The organism is Rhodococcus sp. 2H158 (genome assembly GCF_053764755.1).
In genome coordinates, this window is sequence record NZ_JBSNCE010000016.1 from 26,182 (window position 1) to 44,877 (window position 18,696).

General features: G+C 71.4%; 20 protein-coding genes and 1 pseudogene. 8 read left to right on the forward strand and 13 right to left on the reverse strand.

Annotated elements, in window-relative coordinates:
* Positions 1–5: 5 nt before the first annotated feature.
* From ACWPOB_RS16940 to ACWPOB_RS16950, 3 genes are all read right to left on the reverse strand, one after another.
* On the reverse strand, positions 6–386 hold the full coding sequence (locus ACWPOB_RS16940; protein WP_455401551.1) for a hypothetical protein: 381 nt from the start codon (positions 384–386) through the stop codon (positions 6–8).
* A 73-nt stretch (positions 387–459) separates the two neighbouring features.
* Complete coding sequence (locus ACWPOB_RS16945; protein WP_455401552.1) at positions 460–1,206, reverse strand: pentapeptide repeat-containing protein; 747 nt, start codon at positions 1,204–1,206, stop codon at positions 460–462.
* 125 nt (positions 1,207–1,331) lie between these two features.
* Positions 1,332–1,967 carry a TIGR03086 family metal-binding protein gene (locus ACWPOB_RS16950; protein ID WP_455401553.1) on the reverse strand — a complete coding sequence of 212 codons (636 nt, stop codon included), beginning with the start codon at positions 1,965–1,967 and terminating at the stop codon, positions 1,332–1,334.
* 454 nt (positions 1,968–2,421) lie between these two features.
* Here ACWPOB_RS16950 and ACWPOB_RS16955 point away from each other — a divergent pair, with 454 nt between their 5' ends.
* Together ACWPOB_RS16955 and ACWPOB_RS16960 are read left to right on the forward strand one after the other, a co-directional pair.
* Complete coding sequence (locus ACWPOB_RS16955) at positions 2,422–2,736, forward strand: helix-turn-helix domain-containing protein (protein ID WP_029545995.1); 315 nt, start codon at positions 2,422–2,424, stop codon at positions 2,734–2,736.
* A gap of 359 nt (positions 2,737–3,095) precedes the next feature.
* Positions 3,096–4,034 (forward strand): ScbA/BarX family gamma-butyrolactone biosynthesis protein, encoded by a 939-nt coding sequence (locus tag ACWPOB_RS16960; protein ID WP_100058614.1) that lies wholly within the window; start codon positions 3,096–3,098, stop codon positions 4,032–4,034.
* A 17-nt stretch (positions 4,035–4,051) separates the two neighbouring features.
* Here ACWPOB_RS16960 and ACWPOB_RS16965 read toward each other — a convergent pair whose 3' ends face one another.
* Positions 4,052–4,693 (reverse strand): ScbR family autoregulator-binding transcription factor, encoded by a 642-nt coding sequence (locus ACWPOB_RS16965; protein ID WP_455401554.1) that lies wholly within the window; start codon positions 4,691–4,693, stop codon positions 4,052–4,054.
* Between the two features lie 95 nt (positions 4,694–4,788).
* Here ACWPOB_RS16965 and ACWPOB_RS16970 point away from each other — a divergent pair, with 95 nt between their 5' ends.
* The 3 genes from ACWPOB_RS16970 to ACWPOB_RS16980 all read left to right on the forward strand — a co-directional run bounded on the left by ACWPOB_RS16970 (position 4,789) and on the right by ACWPOB_RS16980 (position 7,569).
* Entirely contained in the window at positions 4,789–5,706 is a 918-nt protein-coding gene (locus ACWPOB_RS16970) for an NAD-dependent epimerase/dehydratase family protein (RefSeq protein ID WP_455401555.1), read from the forward strand.
* A 90-nt stretch (positions 5,707–5,796) separates the two neighbouring features.
* The gene (locus tag ACWPOB_RS16975) at positions 5,797–6,618 is read left to right on the forward strand and encodes an SDR family NAD(P)-dependent oxidoreductase (RefSeq protein ID WP_455401556.1); all 822 of its coding nucleotides are present in this window, start codon (positions 5,797–5,799) and stop codon (positions 6,616–6,618) included.
* Positions 6,619–6,648: 30 nt separating this feature from the next.
* On the forward strand, positions 6,649–7,569 hold the full coding sequence (locus ACWPOB_RS16980) for a TIGR03619 family F420-dependent LLM class oxidoreductase (protein ID WP_455401557.1): 921 nt from the start codon (positions 6,649–6,651) through the stop codon (positions 7,567–7,569).
* Here the strand turns inward: ACWPOB_RS16980 and ACWPOB_RS16985 are convergent.
* Complete coding sequence (locus tag ACWPOB_RS16985) at positions 7,566–8,414, reverse strand: class I SAM-dependent methyltransferase (protein ID WP_455401558.1); 849 nt, start codon at positions 8,412–8,414, stop codon at positions 7,566–7,568. The genes ACWPOB_RS16980 and ACWPOB_RS16985 overlap by 4 nt on opposite strands.
* 40 nt (positions 8,415–8,454) lie before the next feature.
* On the opposite strand from ACWPOB_RS16985, the gene ACWPOB_RS16990 reads away from it, so the two are divergent.
* Positions 8,455–9,045, forward strand: a complete 591-nt coding sequence (locus tag ACWPOB_RS16990; protein WP_455401559.1) for a helix-turn-helix domain-containing protein — start codon at positions 8,455–8,457, stop codon at positions 9,043–9,045.
* A 9-nt stretch (positions 9,046–9,054) separates the two neighbouring features.
* Here the strand turns inward: ACWPOB_RS16990 and ACWPOB_RS16995 are convergent, their stop codons facing one another.
* The 6 genes from ACWPOB_RS16995 to ACWPOB_RS17020 form a co-directional block, all read right to left on the reverse strand.
* Positions 9,055–9,579 (reverse strand): nuclear transport factor 2 family protein, encoded by a 525-nt coding sequence (locus ACWPOB_RS16995; RefSeq protein WP_455401560.1) that lies wholly within the window; start codon positions 9,577–9,579, stop codon positions 9,055–9,057.
* A gap of 13 nt (positions 9,580–9,592) precedes the next feature.
* Positions 9,593–10,057: a nuclear transport factor 2 family protein gene (locus ACWPOB_RS17000; RefSeq protein WP_100055880.1), complete on the reverse strand. Its 465-nt coding sequence runs from the start codon at positions 10,055–10,057 to the stop codon at positions 9,593–9,595.
* Positions 10,054–10,929 carry a coniferyl-aldehyde dehydrogenase gene (locus ACWPOB_RS17005; RefSeq protein ID WP_455401561.1) on the reverse strand — a complete coding sequence of 292 codons (876 nt, stop codon included), beginning with the start codon at positions 10,927–10,929 and terminating at the stop codon, positions 10,054–10,056. The genes ACWPOB_RS17000 and ACWPOB_RS17005 overlap by 4 nt, the downstream gene beginning before the upstream one ends.
* Before the next feature lie 44 nt (positions 10,930–10,973).
* On the reverse strand, positions 10,974–12,113 hold the full coding sequence (locus tag ACWPOB_RS17010; protein WP_455401562.1) for an oxidoreductase: 1,140 nt from the start codon (positions 12,111–12,113) through the stop codon (positions 10,974–10,976).
* Positions 12,114–12,278: 165 nt separating this feature from the next.
* A complete protein-coding gene (locus ACWPOB_RS17015; protein WP_455401563.1) occupies positions 12,279–13,031 on the reverse strand; it encodes an SDR family NAD(P)-dependent oxidoreductase in 753 nt (250 codons plus the stop codon).
* A gap of 16 nt (positions 13,032–13,047) precedes the next feature.
* On the reverse strand, positions 13,048–13,986 hold the full coding sequence (locus tag ACWPOB_RS17020) for a 3-oxoacyl-ACP reductase (RefSeq protein ID WP_455401564.1): 939 nt from the start codon (positions 13,984–13,986) through the stop codon (positions 13,048–13,050).
* A 290-nt stretch (positions 13,987–14,276) separates the two neighbouring features.
* Between ACWPOB_RS17020 and ACWPOB_RS17025 the strand changes: the two are divergent.
* Positions 14,277–15,898 (forward strand): annotated as a pseudogene (locus ACWPOB_RS17025) (acyl-CoA synthetase).
* A 65-nt stretch (positions 15,899–15,963) separates the two neighbouring features.
* Here ACWPOB_RS17025 and ACWPOB_RS17030 read toward each other — a convergent pair.
* Positions 15,964–16,458: a nuclear transport factor 2 family protein gene (locus tag ACWPOB_RS17030; protein WP_455401565.1), complete on the reverse strand. Its 495-nt coding sequence runs from the start codon at positions 16,456–16,458 to the stop codon at positions 15,964–15,966.
* Positions 16,455–17,354, reverse strand: a complete 900-nt coding sequence (locus ACWPOB_RS17035) for an LLM class F420-dependent oxidoreductase (RefSeq protein ID WP_455401566.1) — start codon at positions 17,352–17,354, stop codon at positions 16,455–16,457. The genes ACWPOB_RS17030 and ACWPOB_RS17035 overlap by 4 nt, the downstream gene beginning before the upstream one ends.
* Before the next feature lie 249 nt (positions 17,355–17,603).
* Between ACWPOB_RS17035 and ACWPOB_RS17040 the strand changes: the two genes are divergently transcribed.
* Positions 17,604–18,497 carry an IclR family transcriptional regulator gene (locus tag ACWPOB_RS17040; RefSeq protein ID WP_455401567.1) on the forward strand — a complete coding sequence of 298 codons (894 nt, stop codon included), beginning with the start codon at positions 17,604–17,606 and terminating at the stop codon, positions 18,495–18,497.
* Positions 18,498–18,696: the final 199 nt, after the last annotated feature.

Genomic DNA, 18,696 nt, shown 5'->3' on the forward strand with positions numbered 1-18,696 from the left:
CCGGCTCAGGTCAGGGTGACCGTGCGGGTGTGCGAGCGGACCGCTTCCTGCAGGTCCTGGCGCGAGAGGGTGTGCGGACCGCATGCGCAGCGCGCGGGCACGTCGTCGTCCTCGAACTGGGTCGCCTCGAGGGTGTCGACGAACTCGGACCCGAGGGATCCGCCGTGGTGCGCGGTCTCGGACCGGTCGCGATTGCCGTGCGCCGTCGGCCCACCGCCGGCGACGAGCACCGGCCCCTCCGGGGTGCGGTAGACGGTGGCGACGTTGTGGCTGGCGGGGCACTTCACGCGTACGAGGGCGTGGTCGCTGCGCTGGCTGCCCAACGAATCCACGGCAGCACGAGCCATCCGGCGGCGGTCTGTGGGAAGGAGGTCGGGGATGTTCATGGGACCTATTGCACACCCGATCGCGGCCGGATCGAGGGCTTTCGAGGGCAACGGGACCGATTCGCCCGTTGCGCTACCAGCGCGTCGGTCGGGCCACGGTGGCGGGCAGCCGGGTACGTGCGTCGCCCCGGGCGGAATCGACCTGCGACTGGACGAGGAACAGGCTGCCGGTGAGATCGGCGCCGCGCAGGTCGGTGTCCCGCAGGTCGGCGCCGATGAGGTCGGCCCGGCGCAGGTCCGCCTCGCGCAGGTCCGCGGCGACTAGGAGGGCGCCGCGCAGGTTCGCGCCGTGCAGGTCGGCGCGCCGGAGCTTCGCGCCGAGCAGGTCCGCGCCGCGGCGGTTCTTCCTGCGGCCGGGCACGGTGGCCCGGGCGAGCTCGCTCGCCCGCAGCAGCAGGGTGTTGATCTCCTGCCGGTGCGTCGCGACGTCGAGTCCGGCGAGGGCGTCGGCGTCGCCGCGGGACAGCCGGTCGGTCGCGGCACGCGCACCGCGCAGGTCCGCGCGGAGCGGTCCGGAGGTGGGCAGGGACACCGCCTCGTCGAGATACCAGAGCAGCTCGTGCAGTTGACGCACGACGGGGAAGACGTCGAACATCCGCCGAGCGGTCTGCGGCGCTCGACGCCAGTCCGCTCCGCCGAACGTGACCTGTGAGACCTTCTGGCCGGCACCGAAGCAGTCGTAGACGGTGCACCCGGTGAATCCCTTGCGCCGCAGGTCCCGGTGGATGCCGCACCGGAAGTCGTCCAGCAGGTTCGGGCAGGGCCGGCCAGCTTCCTTGTCGATCGCGAAGTCCCTGGACGCGGCGAAAGGCAGAGCCACGCAACACAAACCGAAGCAACTGCCGCAGTCGGCCAGAAGGTCCGGACGGGGAGGGCGGCGGTCCGTCTCGGACACGGATCACGTTCCTCTCGGTGGGTGGGCCGAAGCCGGTGTGCCGGCCGAGCCTAGCCCGACCCGCCGCCCGGGGCCCGCGGTGGGCGGTCCGAGGGGCCGGGCGGCGGCCGCCACGACGGGTCACGCCCGCTGAGCCCGATCAGGCGATCGAGGTCCGGGGCGTCGTCGGGAACCGCGACGGCCGGCCCGAAGAGCCCGCCGGCTGCGCGTTCCTCGTCGGTGGTCGCGGCGACGAACGACAGGCACGCGGCCAGCGCGGCGGGATCGCACGAGAACCTCCGGCCGCTGGCGGTGGCGATGTCCCAGCCGTGGATCACGAGTTCGTCGAGCGCCACGATCCCCGCGACGTGACCGGGCAGATCGATGCCGCCGGCCTGGGTGGTTCCGGTCCATGCACCGGGCTCGCGCCACGCCTCGGCGAGGGCGAGGACCTCCCCGGGGATCCTGGTGCGCCAGTCGTCGCCGAGCCGGGACGCGTCCGCCGACGGTCCCTGCCCGGTGTGGTCACCGACGGCTTTCCCGGCGGCGGCGGTGAACGCCAGGGACAGCCCGCCCACGTGATCCACCAGGTCCCCGATGGTGGTGCCCGCGCACGGGGTGGGACGGGCGAGTTGCTCGTGCGTGAGCGCGCCGACGAGCCGTGCCATCTCGTGGGCGGCCGGTGCCAGGTCGAGGATCTCGGTCATGAGCGTTCCTTCTTGCGGCGGTGTGCTCATGGTGCCGCACCGGTCCGACAGGTTCGAAGGGCCGCGCCGGGCGGCTCGCCGCGACGAGAACACGCGACGAGAAAATCTGCAGTCGCAGCCGTAGACTTTCGGGATCGATGCCGATAATATCGAGAACGTCAGCGCGAAAGGATCCGGAAGAGGGGCAACCGACGGGTTGCCGGGGAAGTTGCAGAGGGGGCGGAGCCGCACTCGGTTCTGCGGCTCCGCCCCGACGACGCGACGGGGCGGACTCTGCGGAGGCCGACCACGCCGCCACCGGAGAGCAGAGCGAGAGGCTGGTGATGCGTATCCCTCGGGATTGCGAACTCGTGTATGTCATTTCCTCGTGCCGGTCGAGGCCGGCATTGTCGTAACCGTCACGAACCCCGGCGCCCCACGTGCCGGGGTTCCCTCTCGTAGCAACGAAGGGCACGTGGATCCCACACCCGACCGCGCTCCCGCGGTCACCAACGAACTCGACAACGACGACTACCCCGCCTTCAGCATGGGTCGCGCCGCTGCGGCGCTCGGGGTCACCCCTGCCTTCCTTCGCAGTCTGGACGACACGGGTCTCGTGGTGCCGCACCGTTCCGGGGGCGGTCACCGCCGCTACTCCCGGAACCAGCTCCGTCTCGTCGCGCGGGTGCGGGAACTGGTCGACAGCGGCACCGCGGTGGACGCGGCGTGCCGGATCGTCTACCTCGAGGATCAGCTCGCCGAAGCGCGAAGCCGCATTCCGAGCAAGTGAGGCGCCCGGTTTCGGGTGGCGGCGGTGTGAATGCAGACACGCCTCCGCGCCGTTGGGGCTACCCCTCGTATAGTCCCGGCGGCGCGGAGGTGCTGTGACCTCGGGCCTGCCGCGCGAACACCCCTCCGCGTGCTCGACGGCCGACCCTGTTCATTTGTTTCCCGACTGCGTACACCTTACCATAAACCGGTCGATCGGTTTGTTGGATTCGAAAAATTCATCCGAGCGACCGACAGGGGGCGAAAGCCGTGCTCGACGTTCGATCCAGCCACCGGACACGGGCGTGCTCCGATTCGTCCGGGTCGTCTATAGTCCCTCGATAAAAGCAGTCCGGCCGGTTTGCAATGAAAGAAGCGACAATGACCGTGGATGCGGACGCAGTGCCCCGGAACAGTCCCGTCCTCGGTTTCGAGTCGACGGTGCCCAGGCGGTACGTCCACCGGCAATCGGTGTCGGAGGTGTTCCTGACGGACTGCACGTCCGCCGGTGCCGACCATCGATTCCTGCTGGGCGCGCAGTGGCCACGGCTGCACGGCTTCTACCGGACCGAAACCGGCCGATACGACACCATGCTGATCGCCGAGACCCTGCGCCAGACGGCGATCTACTTGGGGCACACGCAATATCGCGTTCCCCTCGGTCATCCGTTCGTCATGCAGACCCTGCGGGTGGACGCGGCGGTGCATGCGCTCGCCATCGGTACCGGCGCCGCGGAGGTCGTCCTCGACGCCTGCCTGGAGGACCCGGTGTACCGCGGCGGGCTGCTGTCCCAGTTCGATCTGACGGTGGTGTTCGTCGTCGGCGGACGACGGGTGGGCACGGGACAGGGAGTGGCGAACGTCCTCACCCCGGATGACTACCAGCGGCTGCGCTGGAACGGCACCGGCCCGCGCACGATCGGGGATCCCGTCTGCCCCCCGGCGATTCCCCCCGCCGTCGTCGGGCAGTCCCGGCCACTGGACGTCGTGCTCGGTCCGCAGTACGCCGAGAACCGCTGGCGCCTGCGGGTCGACGATCGTCATCCGGTCCTGTTCGACCACCCCAGCGATCACGTTCCCGGCATGCTCGTCCTCGAGGCGTTCCGGCAGAGCGCCCGCGCCGCATGCGGCCGCCCGCACGCCGACGTCGACCTCATCGAGGCCGCCTACCACCGGTTCGTCGAACTGGACGAGCGGGCGAACGTGGTGGCGCGGATCGATCCGCACGATCCGTGGACCGTGCGGACCTCCGTCGAGCAGTGGGGTGAGGCTCTGGCGACCGGCACGGTGCGGCTCGCACCGGATCGGTCGCGATGCTGACCGCCGCCGCGTGGTGTTCAGTCGGCGGGCGGCGTCCAGCGGGCCCCACGGATCCGCGGGATCTCACCGTGGCGGTCCGCGGGCATCACGGCGGGCAGCAACAGGATCCACATCTCGTCGAGGCGCTGTTCGAGATCCTGCCGGTGGGTGAGGACGTTGGACACGAGCTGGACGCCGTTGTAGGCGGAGATCACGAACCGGGCCAGCATGGCCGCGTCGATCGTGTCGAGGATGTCGCCCTGGGCGATCGCCTGCTCGGTGAGCTTCTCGCAGGCGGCGATCCAGTCCAGATACGGGCCGGTGGGACCGTCGGTGGCGCTGAGTTCGAGGGTCAGGCGGATGCCGGCCCGCACGATCGGCTCGTCGATCATCTGCCGCGCCATCTCGTGCGCGAGCATCACGATCTGCTCGAGCGCGGGAATGTCGAGGCCCGCGATGGCCTCGACCGCGGCGATCGAGATGCGATGCTGCTCCTCGATGACGACCTGGGCGAGTTCGTCCTTCGACCGGAAGTGGAAGTAGAGGGCGCCCTTGGTGATGCCCGAGCTCTCGACGATCGCGCCGAGGCTCGCGCCCTCGTAGCCCGACCGTTCGAAGTTCTCGGCCGCGCCGAGAACGATCTGCTGCCTGGTCGCCACCGCCCGCGCTTGCTGAGCCATCCGTCCTCACTCCGTTCCCACCCTGTGTTCCGACGAGGTGCATCGTGACGAACCCCATCGGGTTTCCCCCACCCGGCCGAATGGTACCCACAGTAATGGACCGCCGCCGCAACGAAGGTTCGGCGCAACTCCCGCCAATCGCGCTGATCGGCGCCACCGGCTTCGTCGGGGGCGCCGTGCTCGCGGGGCTTACGGCGTCCGGCGTGCCCTGCACGGCCGTCGCGCGACGGCCGGACGAGCTGCCCGCCGCCGCGACGCGGACGGCCGCGGCGGACCTGACCGAACCCTCGTCCCTGGACGCCGTGGTCGCCGCCGCCGATGTGATCGTGCACGCCGCCTCGTACACCGGATCGGACCCGCAGACGTGCGACGAGGTGAACCGTGCCGGGACCGAGAACCTCCTGGCTGCGGCGGCCCGGCAGCACCGGCCGCACGTGATCTACGTCAGCACGATCGGGGTCTACGGTCCCGGCCCGCACCGCGGTGTCGCCGAGGATGCCGTTGTGCCGAATCCGGTCTCGGTGCTCAGCGAGAGCCGGCTCGCGGCCGAACTGGCCGTGCGTGATTACGGCGGCACCGTGGTGCGGGCCGCCTTCGTCTACGGGCCCGGAGACCGCTGGTTCGTGCCCGGAATCGCGCAGATTCTCACTCGCCTCGGCGCCTGGGTCGAGGACGGCCGCCCCCTGCTGTCGGTGATCTCGGTCGGTGATCTCGGCCGCCTGATCGCGGAACTGGCGGTCCGTGGCACCCGCCCCGGACCCGACGGCGACGTCCTGCACGCCGCCCACCCGGATCCGGTGAGTGTGCGGGCCCTCGCGTCGGCCTTCGCGCGCGACGCCGGATTCGACCTGCCCCGCACCAGTCTCGGGTACGACGAGGCCGTGGCCGTCGCGCCGGAGCGGGGACTGACCGAGCGGCACATCGACCTCGCGGGCCACGACCACTACTACGACGCGACGCGCATCTGGCGTGAGACCGGGCTGCGGGTGCCGCCACCGGCCTTCGGTCCGTAGGGGAGCGGTCCCGGCACGCGGGCTCGGTCCCGTTCCCGGCCACCGGAACGGCCGGGCCGCCCGCGGGGCGCGGTAGCTAACGTCGCGACGGTGACCACCGTTCCGGCTTCGAGTAATGCGTCGCATCCCTTGCTGTCCGGACGGACGGCGATCGTCACCGGAGGGGCGAACGGCATCGGTGCGGCCGTCGTGCGGCTGTTCGCCGAGCACGGTGCCGGCGTCGTCCTCGTCGACACCGACCGCGGGGCCGCCGAGCGGCTGGCCGCCGAAATTCCCGGCGTGGTGCCGATCGTCGGCGACGCCGCGGACCCGGCCGTCGCGACGGAGGCCGCGGGCCATGCCCCGGACGTGCTCGTCAACAACGTCGGTGACTTCCTCCGCCCGTCGACTCCCTTTGCGGAGGCCGACGAATCCGAATGGGAGGCACTGGCCCGCGCCAATCTCGACCACGCCCTGCGGATGACCCGCGCCGTCCTTCCGGGCATGATCGACCGCGGCCGGGGCGGTTCCGTCGTCAACGTCACCACGGTCGAGGCGCACCGCGGCATTCCCGGGCACGTCGTGTACGGCACGTACAAGGCCGGGCTGCGGCACTTCACCCGCAGTCTCGCGGTCGAGGTCGGCCGGCATGGCATCCGGGTGAACGCGATCGCGCCCGACCTGATCGCGACGCCACAGGTGCCGTACGAGCGGCTCGTGCCGGAGGCGGACCGGCACCGCTGGCCGGGGTGGGCGCCGCTGGGCGGCCCGGGCCGCGCCGAGGACGTCGCCGGACCGGCCTTGTTCCTCGCCTCCGACCTCTCCCGCTACGTCACGGGGTCCACCGTTCACGTCGACGGTGGCAGCTACGCGGCCGGCGGCTGGTTCCCGCGCGCCGACGGCTCGTGGACCAATCGTCCCCTGTCGCCCTGACCGGATCCTCTACACCCGAAGGATTTTCGCGTGAACTCCCTACCCCCGACGCTGAGCGTCAATCTCCCCAACTTCGGCGACGTGCTGGCCCGCGACAACTTCGCCCACCTCGTGGACGTCGCGGTCCGGGCCGAGGAATGCGGCGTGGACCGCGTGAACGTCACCGACCACGTCGTGATGGGAGCCGACACCTCCGGTTACGCGTGGGGACCGTTCGCCACCGAACCCGATGCGATGTGGCTCGAACCCATGACCGTGCTCGCGGTGATCGCCGGCCGGACCCGCACGATTCGCCTCGGCACCGGCGTGATCATCGCGGCGCTGCGGGGCGCCGCCGTGCTCGCCAAGACCGCGGCCACCCTGGACCACATGTCGGGCGGACGGCTCGACCTCGGGGTCGGAACAGGCTGGCAGGAAAAGGAATACGAGGCCACGGGACTGAGCTTCGCCGATCGTGGTCCGCTGCTCGACGACACGCTCGCCGCCTGCCGGGCGCTGTGGGAACAAGCCCCGGCCACGGTGCAGCGCCCGAGCGTGGCGTTCACCGACGTGTACTGCGCGCCGCGTCCCGGCGGTCGTCGCATCCCGGTCTGGGTGTCGGGGTCGTTGTCGAAGCCGGTGATCCGCCGGCTCGCCCGGTGGGGCGACGGGTGGATTCCCATCATGGGTGCCGGCCCGGACGAGCTGCGCCGGGGCCGCGATCTGCTCCGCGCCGCGCTCGAGCGGGACGGCCGTGATCCCGACGTCCTGCAGATCCGCGGACGGCTGCAGGTGGTCCACGACGCGAGCGGCGAGATCGCCGTGCCCGCCACGGCGCAGGCGGTGAAGGAGCTTCTCGCCGTGGGTGTCACCGACGTGATGGTGCCGCTGGCCCTGGTGCATCCCGATCCGGACCGGGCGGCGGACCGGCTCGCGACGCTCGTCACGGTGCTGCGGGAGGCGGCCCTCTAGCGGCGGCGGGCCGCCCACACGGTGCGGCTGCCACGGACCGTCAGGTCGCCGCGGTGCAGCAGACCGTCGGGGCTGCCGGGCGCCAGCAGGGCGTCGAGGGTCTCGAGATCGTCGGTGGCCAGCCGGCCGTCGAGTGCGGCGCGGATGCGGGACAGGTAGGCGTGTGCGTAGCGGGCCGCGTTCGGTGGCGCCGGCGCCGCCGCCACGGTGAAGCTGCGCTGGGCGGTGACCTCGAAACCGGCCCGCTCCAGGTGGGTCCGCCAGTCCGGGTGCGCGTTCCAGCCCGCGCGCGCCAGGGCCTCGTGGCAGCGCCGCTCCAGGCCCGGCGTGCCCCGCCCGACGTCGTCGGGCAGGAACCGGGGCAGCTCGTCCATCTCGACGACCACCAGCAGGCCACCGGGATTCAGGGCGGCGTGGAGGTCGCGCAGCACCCTGTCCGGGTCGGCGACCTCGTGCAGCGACGAGGCCGCCCACGCGACGTCGACCGTACCGATCGAGGGCCAGGCGGCATCCAGGTCGGCGAGCACGACCCGGAGCCGCTCGGCCGTGCCGTTCTCGGCTGCGGCGGCGCGGACGCGTGCGAGCATCGACGCCGACCTGTCGACCGCGACGATCTCGGCGGTGGGGAAGCGGCGCCCGAGCGCCAGGCTGCCCGTGCCCGTTCCGGCGCCGACGTCGACGATCGTGCGCGGCCGCTGCGGGGCGTGCTGCTCGGCCCACGTGGTCACCTCGTCCAGGTACGAGCCCAGTACCTCCGCGTCCAGGTCCAGCAGTTCTGCCAGTCCGGGGTCGTGGTGTGCGTGCCGGCTGCCGGGGGGCTGATGATCGTGCGTCATGTCCGCCACGGTAGCGGCTTCTATGCGCGAAAGGCATACCATCTTGCGTATGACGCAAGATCTCGATCTGGACGCCGTGATCCGCCGACGCATCCGCGGCCTGCGACTGGCGCGTGGCTGGTCGTTGGACGCGCTGGCCGTCCGCTGCCACCTCAGCCCGTCCACGTTGAGCCGCATCGAGACCGGGCACCGCAGGATCGCGCTGGATCAGCTGGTGCCGATTGCCCGGGCGCTCGGCACCACGCTCGATCAGCTCGTCGAGTCCGCCGAGGACGAGGACGTGGTGATCCGGCCGCAGCCCGAGCACATGCCCGGGGTGACCACGTGGCTGCTGTCCCGGGAACGCGCGCTCCACGGCATGACAGTGGCGAAGATGCGGATCACCGCCGACCGGCCGACCGGCGCGGAGCAGGCGAGGGTGCACCCGGGCCGGGAGTGGTTCACCGTGCTGTCCGGCACGGCCCGGCTGCGGCTCGGTGAGCGGACCGTGCTGGTCCGGGCCGGCGAAGCCGCCGCGTTCTCGACGATGGTCCCGCACGTCATCGGTGCCCACGACGGTCCGGTGGAGATTCTCACGATCTTCGACCACGACGGCGAGCGTGCCCACCTCCACGGTGCGGACGACGTGTCGCGGCCGTGACGCCGGCTGCTACAGCGGTTTCAGAAAGCCGAAGAACCCGGGTGTGTGCACCTGGCGCAGCCGGGTGAGCGTGCGGTAGCTGATCAGCCAGACGCCGTCGACCCTCCGGTACTCCTCGTGGTAGTGGCCCCAGCCGTGCAGGTGCTCCTCGACCGCTCCGTTCGTCCACCACAGTTGGTCCTCCATCGCCCAGATCCCGGTCGCCGTGGTGTCGGAGGTGAGCGTGATCTCGGGTGTGTGACCGTGGTGCGCGCTGGTGACCGGCGTGCCTCCGTCGAGCAGGTTCTCGATCGCGCGCCGCAGCGGTTCCCGGCCCACCACCCGGTTGGCGCGGTCACCGGTCCGCGGCTGGGTGTCCTCGGGCAGGCCGCCCCACGTCTCGCTCACGACGTCCTCGGTGTGCAGCGTGGGATACAGGTCCCATTGCTTGGTGTCCATCACGCGAAGCCGCGCGGCGAAGAGCCGCTTGATCTCCTCGACGGCCAGCAGTCGTTCCGCGGCGGTCAGCGTCAGGGCCGGTTCCGTGTGCGTCACAAGAGCTTTCCCTTCACTCGGTAGCGGATCGGAGCAGCCGCACCTCGTGGTCGGCGGTGAGGTCGACGACCAGTTCCCGGCGCGCGATGCGCCACCCGTCCGGCATGCGGCGGTAGTCGTCCCGGTAGCGGACGGACACCGTGTAGTCCCGGTATCCGTCGCCGCTCGGGTACACGTGGTGCGCCTCGCAATACAGCTCGCCCCGGGCCCGGTCGCCGTCGAGGTCGATCACATGCTGGCCGAGGACGTGCCGGGTGGAGTGCAGGTGCGCGACCGCGGCGAGCACCCCCTCGGCGATCGGCCCTGCTCCGGCGAGCACCGGGTCGTGCCCGCGACGGACCAGTCCCGGCGGCTGCACGAACTCGGCGTCGTCGGCGAACAGCGAGCGCAGCACGGCCGGATCGCGCCGGTCGACGGCGCGGGCATACCGTGCGACGACGTCCGCGAGCGCGAGGCGGTCCTCGACGGGGCTGCTCATGCCGGCATTCTCCATCGCCCGCCGGCCGGCGCGCGTCCCTCGTCCCGCTGACCGGACGGCACCGGCGACGGCGCCGCGCCGGGGCGGGTGAAGCGCAGGACGGGGCAGGTGCCCGGATGGTCGATGACGGTCACGACCAGGCCGGCGTTCTCGGTGACGGCGGGGAGCAGTGCGGCATACGTCGCGGCGAGCGCGTCGGCGAACGTGCGGCGGTGCGGTGTCACCGATCGCGCGGCGCCGGGACGCAGTACGGTCGTCGGTCCGGCGCCGGCGGGTGCGCGCTCGTCGGTGATCACCACGTGGTCGAACCGGTCGGCGGTGATCACATCGTCGTGTTCGCCAACGCCGATCATCACCGCGATGTCCGTGGGGTCGAGCATGTCCTCGGCGGCCTCGGAGAGGACACGCACGGTGCGCGGCAGGCCCTGCGCCGGCATCAGGACGGCACGGTGCCCGGTGCCGACCGCGCTGACCCACGGACCCAGCAGCGAGAACAGGGGAGCGGTGCGGGTTCCGAGGATGGCCACCGTCCCGGCGTCGTGGTGGGGACCACAGTGCCACAGCGCTCCGGACGGTCCGGGGATCCGGTAGGTGGGACGGGCGGCGGTGCCCCAGCCTTCCAAGGACTCCCGGACGCGGTGCAGCGCCGTCAGGGAGGTGACGATGTCGTCCATGACCACGTGCGACGGCAGCACACCGTCAAAGTCCGCGTGGACCGCCTCGGTCAGCGGCTTGTGGTGTCGCACGAGCACGTCGATCATCGCGCGGACGGTCCGGACGCGGTGCGCGGGATCGGTGGCCGGCGCGGTCGCGGTCGCACGGCGCTGCCGATCGAGTACAGCGGAAAGCTGCTCGGGGAAAGAGGATTCCATGGGGCCTCCTGTCGTCACCGCCGCGCACCCGCCCGTGCCGGGCCCTAGGTCAGCGACGCTTCGTGGATCTCGCGGTCGAATGCGGGCAGCGGTCCCCCGGCGCGCAGGGTGGTCGCCAGCGCCGGATCGGCCAGGTGCAGGCGGCCGACGGCGATCAGGTCGAACTCCCCGCTGCCGAGACGCCGTTCGAGTTCGGGGATGTTGTCGTCGACCGGTGCCGAGCCGCTGATCCGGCTCTCCCGCAGTGACTTGCCGATGCCGACGCTGCCGACGGCCATCGTCGTGACCCCGGTCAGCTGCTTCGCCCAGCCGGCGAGCGAGAGGTCGCTGCCCTCGAAGGCGGGCGTGTCGAAGCGCCGGATGCTCGCATCGAGGATGTCGACCCCGGCCTCGACGAGAGCGCCGAGGATCACCTTCAGCTCGTCGGGCGTCTCGGCGATGCGGGCGGTGTAGTTCTGCTGCTTGTGCTGCGAGAAGCGGAACACGATGGGCAGATCGTCGCCGATCTCGGCGCGCACGGCCTCGACCACCGCCGCGGGGAACCGGGTGCGGCGCTCGAGGTCGCCGCCCCAGGCGTCGGTGCGGGTGTTGGTGCCTTCCCACAGGAACGAGTCCAGCAGGTAGCCGTGCCCGCCGTGCAGCGCGATCCCGTCGAAGCCGACCTCCGCCGCGGCGGCCGCCGCGCGCGCGTAGGCGGAGATCACGTCGGCGATGTCCTGCTCGGTCATCGCCGCCGTCGGGCGCGATGCCCGCGCGACGTAGTCGGCGGAATACGAGGTGACCCCCGGGGTGCCCCAGCTGCCCGAGGGGCGCATGGGCTTCAGTGCGGGGTCCACGGCGCTCATCGCACCCCACAGCGGCCCGACGTGCCACAACTGCGGGACGATCCGCCCGCCGGCTGCGTGCACCTCGTCCACGACCCGGCGCCAGCCCGCCAGCGCAGCCGCGCCGTGCATGCGGGGTACCCGCGGATTGTCGACGGCCGTCGGATGATCGACGGCCACCCCCTCGGTGACGATCAGGCCGGTCCCGCCCTCGGCCCGCCGGCGGTAGTAGGCGGCGACATCGTCGCCCGGCACGCCGTCGATCGAGTACGACCGCGTCATCGGTGACATGACGATGCGGTTCGCCAGTTCGAGCGAACGCACGCGGAGCGGGCGGAACAGCGGGGAGGAGGAAGCCATGCGGTCGAAAACCTCTCTCGGCAGGACGGTCTGGAAGTGGCCCGCCGGCCGGGTACGACACCGGCCGGCGGGCCCGTGCGGCTCACGTTCCCATGCGGTCCGGCCGGCGGCGACCCGGTGTCCCACTCAGTGCGATCGAGGAACGAGCCGGCGTCCCCGGCCCCGTCAGCGCAGCTTGATGCTGCCGCCGTCGGCCATCAGCGTCTGGCCTGTCATGTACCTCGAATCGTCGGACGCGAGGAACACGACCACCGGGGCGATGTCCGTCTCGGGATCGCCGATCCGCTGCAACGGCACCTTCGCCGCCGCGGCGGCCGCCCGTTCGGGGAACGCCTGCTGCCAGGCGAGCACACCTTCCGTGGCGGCGAACGGGCACACGACGTTGACGCGGATGCCGTCGGCCGCCCACTCGTTCGCGGCCACGCGGCTCACCGCCCGGATCGCCTCCTTCGCCGCCGCGTACGACGTCTGCGTCGGCATGCCGTCGAGGGCGGATCCGGAGCCGAAGTTGACGACGGACCCGCGGGCCTGCTTCAACTGCGGGTGGCAGGCCTGCATGAGGTGCACGGTGGGGTAGAAGCCCGTGCCGAACGACAGGTCGAACATCTCCGCGGTGTGCTCGAGCAGCGGGGCCTGGCGGGACGCGTGCGCGTTGTTGACCAGGACGTCGATGCCCCCGAACGCCGCCACGGCGGCGTCCCGGATCCGCTCCGCGCTCTCGCGCCGGGAGATGTCGGCCTGCAGGAACTTCGCCTCGCCGCCGGAGTCGACGAGTTCGGTCTCGAGGGCGTGGCCGCGCTCGTCGTCGACGTCGACGAACAGCACACGCGCGCCCTCGCGGACGAACACCCGGGTGACGGCGCGCCCGATCCCGCCCGCGCCGCCGGTCACGACGGCGGTTTTTCCGCTCAGTTTCACGGCCGTGTCCTTCCGCTCAGGCGCCGACGGTCTCACCGGTGGCCAGCGCGATCTTCTCCAGTTCGGCCACACTGTAGGCCGAGTATGTCTCGTACGGTCCGCGACCGGAGAAGTAGGACGACAGCTGTTCGCCGAGTTCCTCGACGGTGAACGCGGAACCGGCGGCGTCGAAACGATGCTCGACCTTGGGTGCCTCCATGAGCGCGACCATCTTGCCGTACACCACGAAGACCTGGCCGTTGACCTCGTCGGAGGCCGGCGACGCCAGGTACCGGACGAGGGTGGCCACCCGCTCGGGGGCGAGCGGGTCCAGGCCCGGCGCACCGGTGGTGTTCGCACCGAACGCGTCCGCCGTCATGGCGGTCCGCGCGCGCGGGCAGATCGCATTCGCGCGCACGCCGTACCGCGACAGGCCCTGGGCGGTCGAGAGGGTCAGGGCCGTGATGCCCGCCTTCGCCGCCGAGTAGTTGGGCTGCCCGGCCGAGCCGAACAGGAACGCCTCCGAGGAGGTGTTGACGACACGGCCGTAGACCGGGCCGTTCGCCGCCTTGCTCGCCTCCCGCCAGTGCACGGCAGCGGCCCGGGAGGTGGCGGCGTGGCCCTTGAGGTGCACGCGGATCACGTCGTCCCAGTCCGGCTCGGTGAGGTTGAAGATCATCTTGTCGCGCAGGATGCCGGCGTTGTTGACGAGGATGTCCATCGATCCGAACTCGGCCACCGCGGTGCGGACGAGTTCCTCGCCGAGCGCCCAGTCGGAGACGTCGCCGGTGACGGCGACGGCGCGGCCTCCGGCGGCACGGATCTCGTCGACGACGTCGTGGGCGGCCGCCCCCATGTCATTGACGACGACGGCGGCCCCGGCGTCGGCGAGGGCGAGGGCTTCGGCGCGGCCGAGGCCGGCGCCTGCTCCGGTGACGACGGCGGTGCGGCCGTCGAGGGTCAGGGATTGCGTCATGGGGGCTCCTTCATTGCCGGACGGGGGAGTACAGCGCGATGACCACAAACTAGTATTCATTCTATTATCGGCACAAGGGTGGGCGCCGCGAACCGCAACTGCGCCATTCGCTCCGCCGGGTAATCATCACGTGTACACGCTGGTTCCGGCCGAAACGCGCCGCCTCCACGGCCGTTGATCCCAGTACCGGAATATGTTCTACTGAGCGCGCTGTGATCCGCGGCACACACGCGATCCCCGCGTGGTCGTGCGCGTCCTCGCCCATCCACAGAACCCCGGAAGGACCCGCGATGTCTCTCAATCTGGCCGACCTCACCGAGGCCGTCGTCGATGCGATACCCGAACGGACGGCCCTGATCTGCGGGGACGAGACCCGGACGTACGCCGAACTCGACGCCCGGGCCAACCGCGTCGCGCACCATCTCGCGGACGTCGGAGTGGGGGCCGGGGACCACGTCGGCCTGCACATGCGCAACAGTCTCGAATTCCTCGAGGTGCTGCTGGGCTGTCTGAAGATCCGCGCGGTGCCGGTGAACATCAACTTCCGCTACGTGGGAGCCGAACTCGTCCACCTCTACACCGACGCGGACCTCATGGCGCTCGTGCTCGACGACGAATTCGCCGACGTCGCCGCGGAGGCCGTGCCGCGCACCTCGCGGCTGCGGCACATCGCCGTCGTCGGGAGCGCGGACGTGCCGGCCCTCGAACGTGCCGCGGCGACCGCCGGCGCCACGGTGGCCGGTACGCCCAGTCCGTGGAAAGCGCTTCGAATGCACGTGATTTCGCCGAGCGCAGCGGCGACGACCGGTACATCCTCTACACCGGCGGCACGACGGGCATGCCGAAGGGGGTGATGTGGCGGCACGAGGACTTCTACTTCGCGGCCCTGGCCGGCGGCAACCCCTACGGCGAACCGCACCGCAGCCCCGCCGACCTCGCCGCTGCCGCCGCGGCCAACGAGCATCCTATGTCGTATCTCGTCACGGCACCGCTCATGCACGGGGCTGCGATGTACTCGGTGCTGATGGGCCTGTTCACGGGAGCGAAGCAGGTGCTGATGCGCTCGTTCGAGCCGGTGGAGGCGCTGCGCCTGATCGACCGGCACCGGATCGCGATCGTGATGGTGGTCGGCGACGCCATCAGCCGCCCCCTCGCCGACGCGGTGGCCGCCCGCGGCGACGAGTTCGACCTGAGCTCCCTGCTGGTCATCGGCTCCGGCGGGGCGCTGTGGTCGGTGAGCGTGCGCGCGCAGCTGGCGAAGCTGCTTCCGAACGTATACCTGCGCAACTCCTTCGGATCCTCGGAGTCGGGTGCGAGCGGCACCCTCGAGCCGGGACCGGACGGCCGCCCCCGGATGACGCCGTCGCCGACGCTGCGGGTGGTCGACACGGACCTGGCCGAGATCGAGCCCGGCTCGGGCACGATCGGCTACCTCGCGCGCGTCGGTCACGTTCCGCTGGGCTACTACAACGACCCGGAGAAGTCCGCCGCCACGTTCCCCGAGCGCGACGGCGTGCGCATGTGCCTGCTCGGCGACCTGGCCACCGTGGAGCCGGACGGATCCATCGTGGTGCTCGGCCGCGGCTCGGCGTGCATCAACACCGGAGGTGAGAAAGTCTACGCCGAGGAGGTCGAGGAGGCCGTCAAGAGCCACCCCGCCGTGCTCGACGCGGTAGTGGCGGGGATTCCGGATCCGCTTCTGGGTGAGCGGGTCTCGGTCGCAGTCCAGTTCCGTCCCGGGGTCGAGCCACCCACACCGGGGGAACTGGCCGACCACTGCCGCGGGCTGATCGCCGGGTACAAGATCCCGAGGACGATCGTGCCGGTTCCCGAGGTGATGCGCTCACCGGCGGGGAAGGCGGACTATCGGTGGGCCAAGGCGACGCTCGAGAACGCGACCGTCGACGCCTGACGCCGTCGGACACGGAAACGGCCGGCCCCCATCCGGGGCCGGCCGTTCCCGGTCTTCGGGGCAGTTCAGCGGTCGGCTCGGGCGAGCAGCTCGCGCGCTTCGTCGCGGCCGTCGAGCACCCGGGCGGTGCGCGTGCGGATCCGCCACCGACCGTCGTTCTTGACGAGTTCGAAGCGGTTGGCCGTCACGCGCCAGACGCGGAAGCCGTTCTCGTCGTGACGCAGCAGCTGCGAATGGCAGGTGGCCACGGCCGTGTCACCCTCGACCCGGATGTGCACAGGGTCGAGGAGGTGTCCGCATCCTTCGTGGATGTAGTCCTGGTGCGGCCGGGTGCGCACCATCTCCATGATCTCCTTGCGGCCGTTCATGGTGCGCATGTCGACGTCGTACACGGCGTCCTCGGTCCACAGTTCGCCCACCGCGTCGGCGTCGCCGGCGTCGACGGCCGGACCGTAGGCGGTGACCACCTCCTGGACGGCGATCTTGTCCTCGAGGAGCTGCACGCGGGCGAGGAGGGACCGGACGAGTTCTGCGGTGTCGGTCTCTGCGGTGTCGGTCATGGGGTCTCCTGTTCGGATGGTTCGGCCGGGGCGAAGTCCAGCCCCAGGTCGGTGCCGAGTGCCCGCAGGCACTCGAGTTGCTCGCAGTAGTGCTCGACACCCGTCGCGGCGACGGTCGCCCCCACCACGGTGGCGCCGGCGTCGCGACGTCGTTCCAGGGACCGGACGGTGCGCTCGGGCGCGCCCAGCGGGTCGAGGGGCGCACCGGTGTCGAGGACGACGTCGAAGCCCGCCGGGAGGTCCACCCGGCCCAGCATCGCGGTCAGGTCCGGCAGGGGCAGTCCGAACGGCACCCAGCCGTCGCCGTGGGTGGCGGCGCGGCGCAGCGAACGCAGCGTGCGGCCGCCGATCCACAGCGGGACGCGGGGTTGGACGGCGTGCGGCTCGATGATCAGGTTCTGGAATTCGTAATAGAACCCGTGGTACTCCGGCAGGCGTTGCGACAGCGCGGCGCGCAATGCGGCCAGGGCGTCGTCGGCGCGGGCGCCCCGGTCGTCGAAGGGGGCGCCGAGGAGGTCGAACTCTTCGCGCAGGCTGCCCACCCCGAGGCCGAGGACCAGCCGGCCACCGCTGAGGACGTCGAGGGTGCCGTAGCGCTTGGCGATCTCGAGCGGGTGGTGGTAGCCCAGGACGAGCACCTGGGTGGCGAGCCGGATGCGCTGCGTCCGGGCGGCGAGATAACTCAGCGTGGCCAGGGGATCCCAGTAGGTGCCGCCGCGAGTTGCCGCGACGTCCACCGGGACGGCGACGTGTTCACTGCAGGTCAGATGGTGGAAGCCCAGCCGATCGGCGGTCCGGGCCACCCGGAGGAGGTCGCCGGCGCCGGCGGTGCGTTCCCACGGTGAGTGCACGCCGGGGTGCTGGACCACGACGGGGCTGACGATTCCGATGCGCATGCGAGCCTCTCCGCTGCCGGGACTGGGAGGGTGTCGGTTCGTTGTACCGGACGGCATCGGTCCGCCGCGGCCGAAGTTCCGATCAGCGGGATCCCGGTCGATTGCGGCCGCGAGGCGCGTCAGGGTCGAAGGAGGGGAAATTCGAGCCGCCGATCACTACAGGTGGCGAGAGTGAGCTGATACACTTTCAGAATTCATTTCAGTTTTCCCGCTCCCGCCCCTGGGAGCAGAAGTATCGGGAGGCCGCAGATGGCAGTCGTCGAAGCAACGGAACCGACAGCTACCTCCACCCCGCGGCGCGATGTGCCGCCGTCGATGGTCGAACGGATGACACTCATCCTCGACGCGTTCGAGGGCCGGTCCTCGCGGCTGACGCTGGAGGAGGTGGCCTGCCGCACCCGGCTGCCCCGCTCGACCGTGCACCGCATCCTCGATCAGCTCGTCAAGCTGAACTGGGTCGACCACGCATCCTTCGGCTACTGCCTGGGCCGGCGGGCGCTCGGTCTCGGCGGCGGGGACGGTGGCCACGGGGAGATCCGGGCGTCGGCGGCGCCGCTCCTGCACGAGCTGCACATGCAGACCGGCATGGTCGTCCACCTCGCCGTCCTCGACGGCGCCGAGAGCGTCTACCTCGACAAGGTCGGCGGCCGCTTCGCCGCAGCGCTGCCCTCGCGGGTCGGCGGCCGGGCACCGGCGTACACCACCGCAGGCGGCAAGGCGATGCTCGCCTGGCTCGAGCCCGAGCACGTGGACGACCTGTACGAGCGGCGCCTGACCCGCCGCACCGAGCACACCATCGGCGACCTCGCGACCCTGCACCAGGAACTCAGTCGGATTCGGCAGCGGCGCGGTCTGTCGTTCGAGCGCAGCGAGTCCGTACGCGGCGTTGCGTGCGTCGCCGTCGCGGTGCGCGGGCACGACGGCCCGGTCGCCGCGATCTCGCTGTGCGGCGACGCCCGCACCGCGCAGCTCGAGCGGGTCGCGCCCCTCGTGGTGGACGCCGCCCGGGAGGTCTCCCGCAGCCTCTACCCGGAACTCGGCGCCCCGCGCCGGGGCCGCCGGGCACCCGAACCGCCCGAGAGCACATGGTCCCCGGATGCGATGGACCGGTTGCTGTCGGTCCAGAGCGGGCAGTGGCTCTAGCGGTCGGTGGCTCTGGCGGTCGGTGACTCTGATCGATACCCCGGCCGGGACGCGCCGACGACGGTTCGTCGGCGCGTCCTGCGCCGCCCCCAGCGGACGGCATCCAGGACACCACCCGGGCGCGTGATCCGACGCCAGCGTGTCGGGAGCCCCTGGAAGACCTGGATCGGCGTAGCCGAATTTTCGCGTCGAGTTTGGG

Bases quoted from the DNA above. Each gene is read 5' to 3' on its own strand.
- ACWPOB_RS16960 (WP_100058614.1), top strand. From the start codon at position 3,096: ATGACCGTGGATGCGGACGCAGTGCCCCGGAACAGTCCCGTCCTCGGT.
- ACWPOB_RS17010 (WP_455401562.1), bottom strand. From the start codon at position 12,113: ATGGCTTCCTCCTCCCCGCTGTTCCGCCCGCTCCGCGTGCGTTCGCTC.
- ACWPOB_RS16950 (WP_455401553.1), bottom strand. From the start codon at position 1,967: ATGACCGAGATCCTCGACCTGGCACCGGCCGCCCACGAGATGGCACGG.
- ACWPOB_RS17020 (WP_455401564.1), bottom strand. From the start codon at position 13,986: ATGACGCAATCCCTGACCCTCGACGGCCGCACCGCCGTCGTCACCGGA.
- ACWPOB_RS16990 (WP_455401559.1), top strand. From the start codon at position 8,455: ATGACGCAAGATCTCGATCTGGACGCCGTGATCCGCCGACGCATCCGC.
- ACWPOB_RS17005 (WP_455401561.1), bottom strand. From the start codon at position 10,929: ATGGAATCCTCTTTCCCCGAGCAGCTTTCCGCTGTACTCGATCGGCAG.
- ACWPOB_RS17000 (WP_100055880.1), bottom strand. From the start codon at position 10,057: ATGAGCAGCCCCGTCGAGGACCGCCTCGCGCTCGCGGACGTCGTCGCA.
- ACWPOB_RS17040 (WP_455401567.1), top strand. From the start codon at position 17,604: ATGGCAGTCGTCGAAGCAACGGAACCGACAGCTACCTCCACCCCGCGG.
- ACWPOB_RS17035 (WP_455401566.1), bottom strand. From the start codon at position 17,354: ATGCGCATCGGAATCGTCAGCCCCGTCGTGGTCCAGCACCCCGGCGTG.
- ACWPOB_RS16940 (WP_455401551.1), bottom strand. From the start codon at position 386: ATGAACATCCCCGACCTCCTTCCCACAGACCGCCGCCGGATGGCTCGT.
- ACWPOB_RS17030 (WP_455401565.1), bottom strand. From the start codon at position 16,458: ATGACCGACACCGCAGAGACCGACACCGCAGAACTCGTCCGGTCCCTC.
- ACWPOB_RS16965 (WP_455401554.1), bottom strand. From the start codon at position 4,693: ATGGCTCAGCAAGCGCGGGCGGTGGCGACCAGGCAGCAGATCGTTCTC.
- ACWPOB_RS16970 (WP_455401555.1), top strand. From the start codon at position 4,789: ATGGACCGCCGCCGCAACGAAGGTTCGGCGCAACTCCCGCCAATCGCG.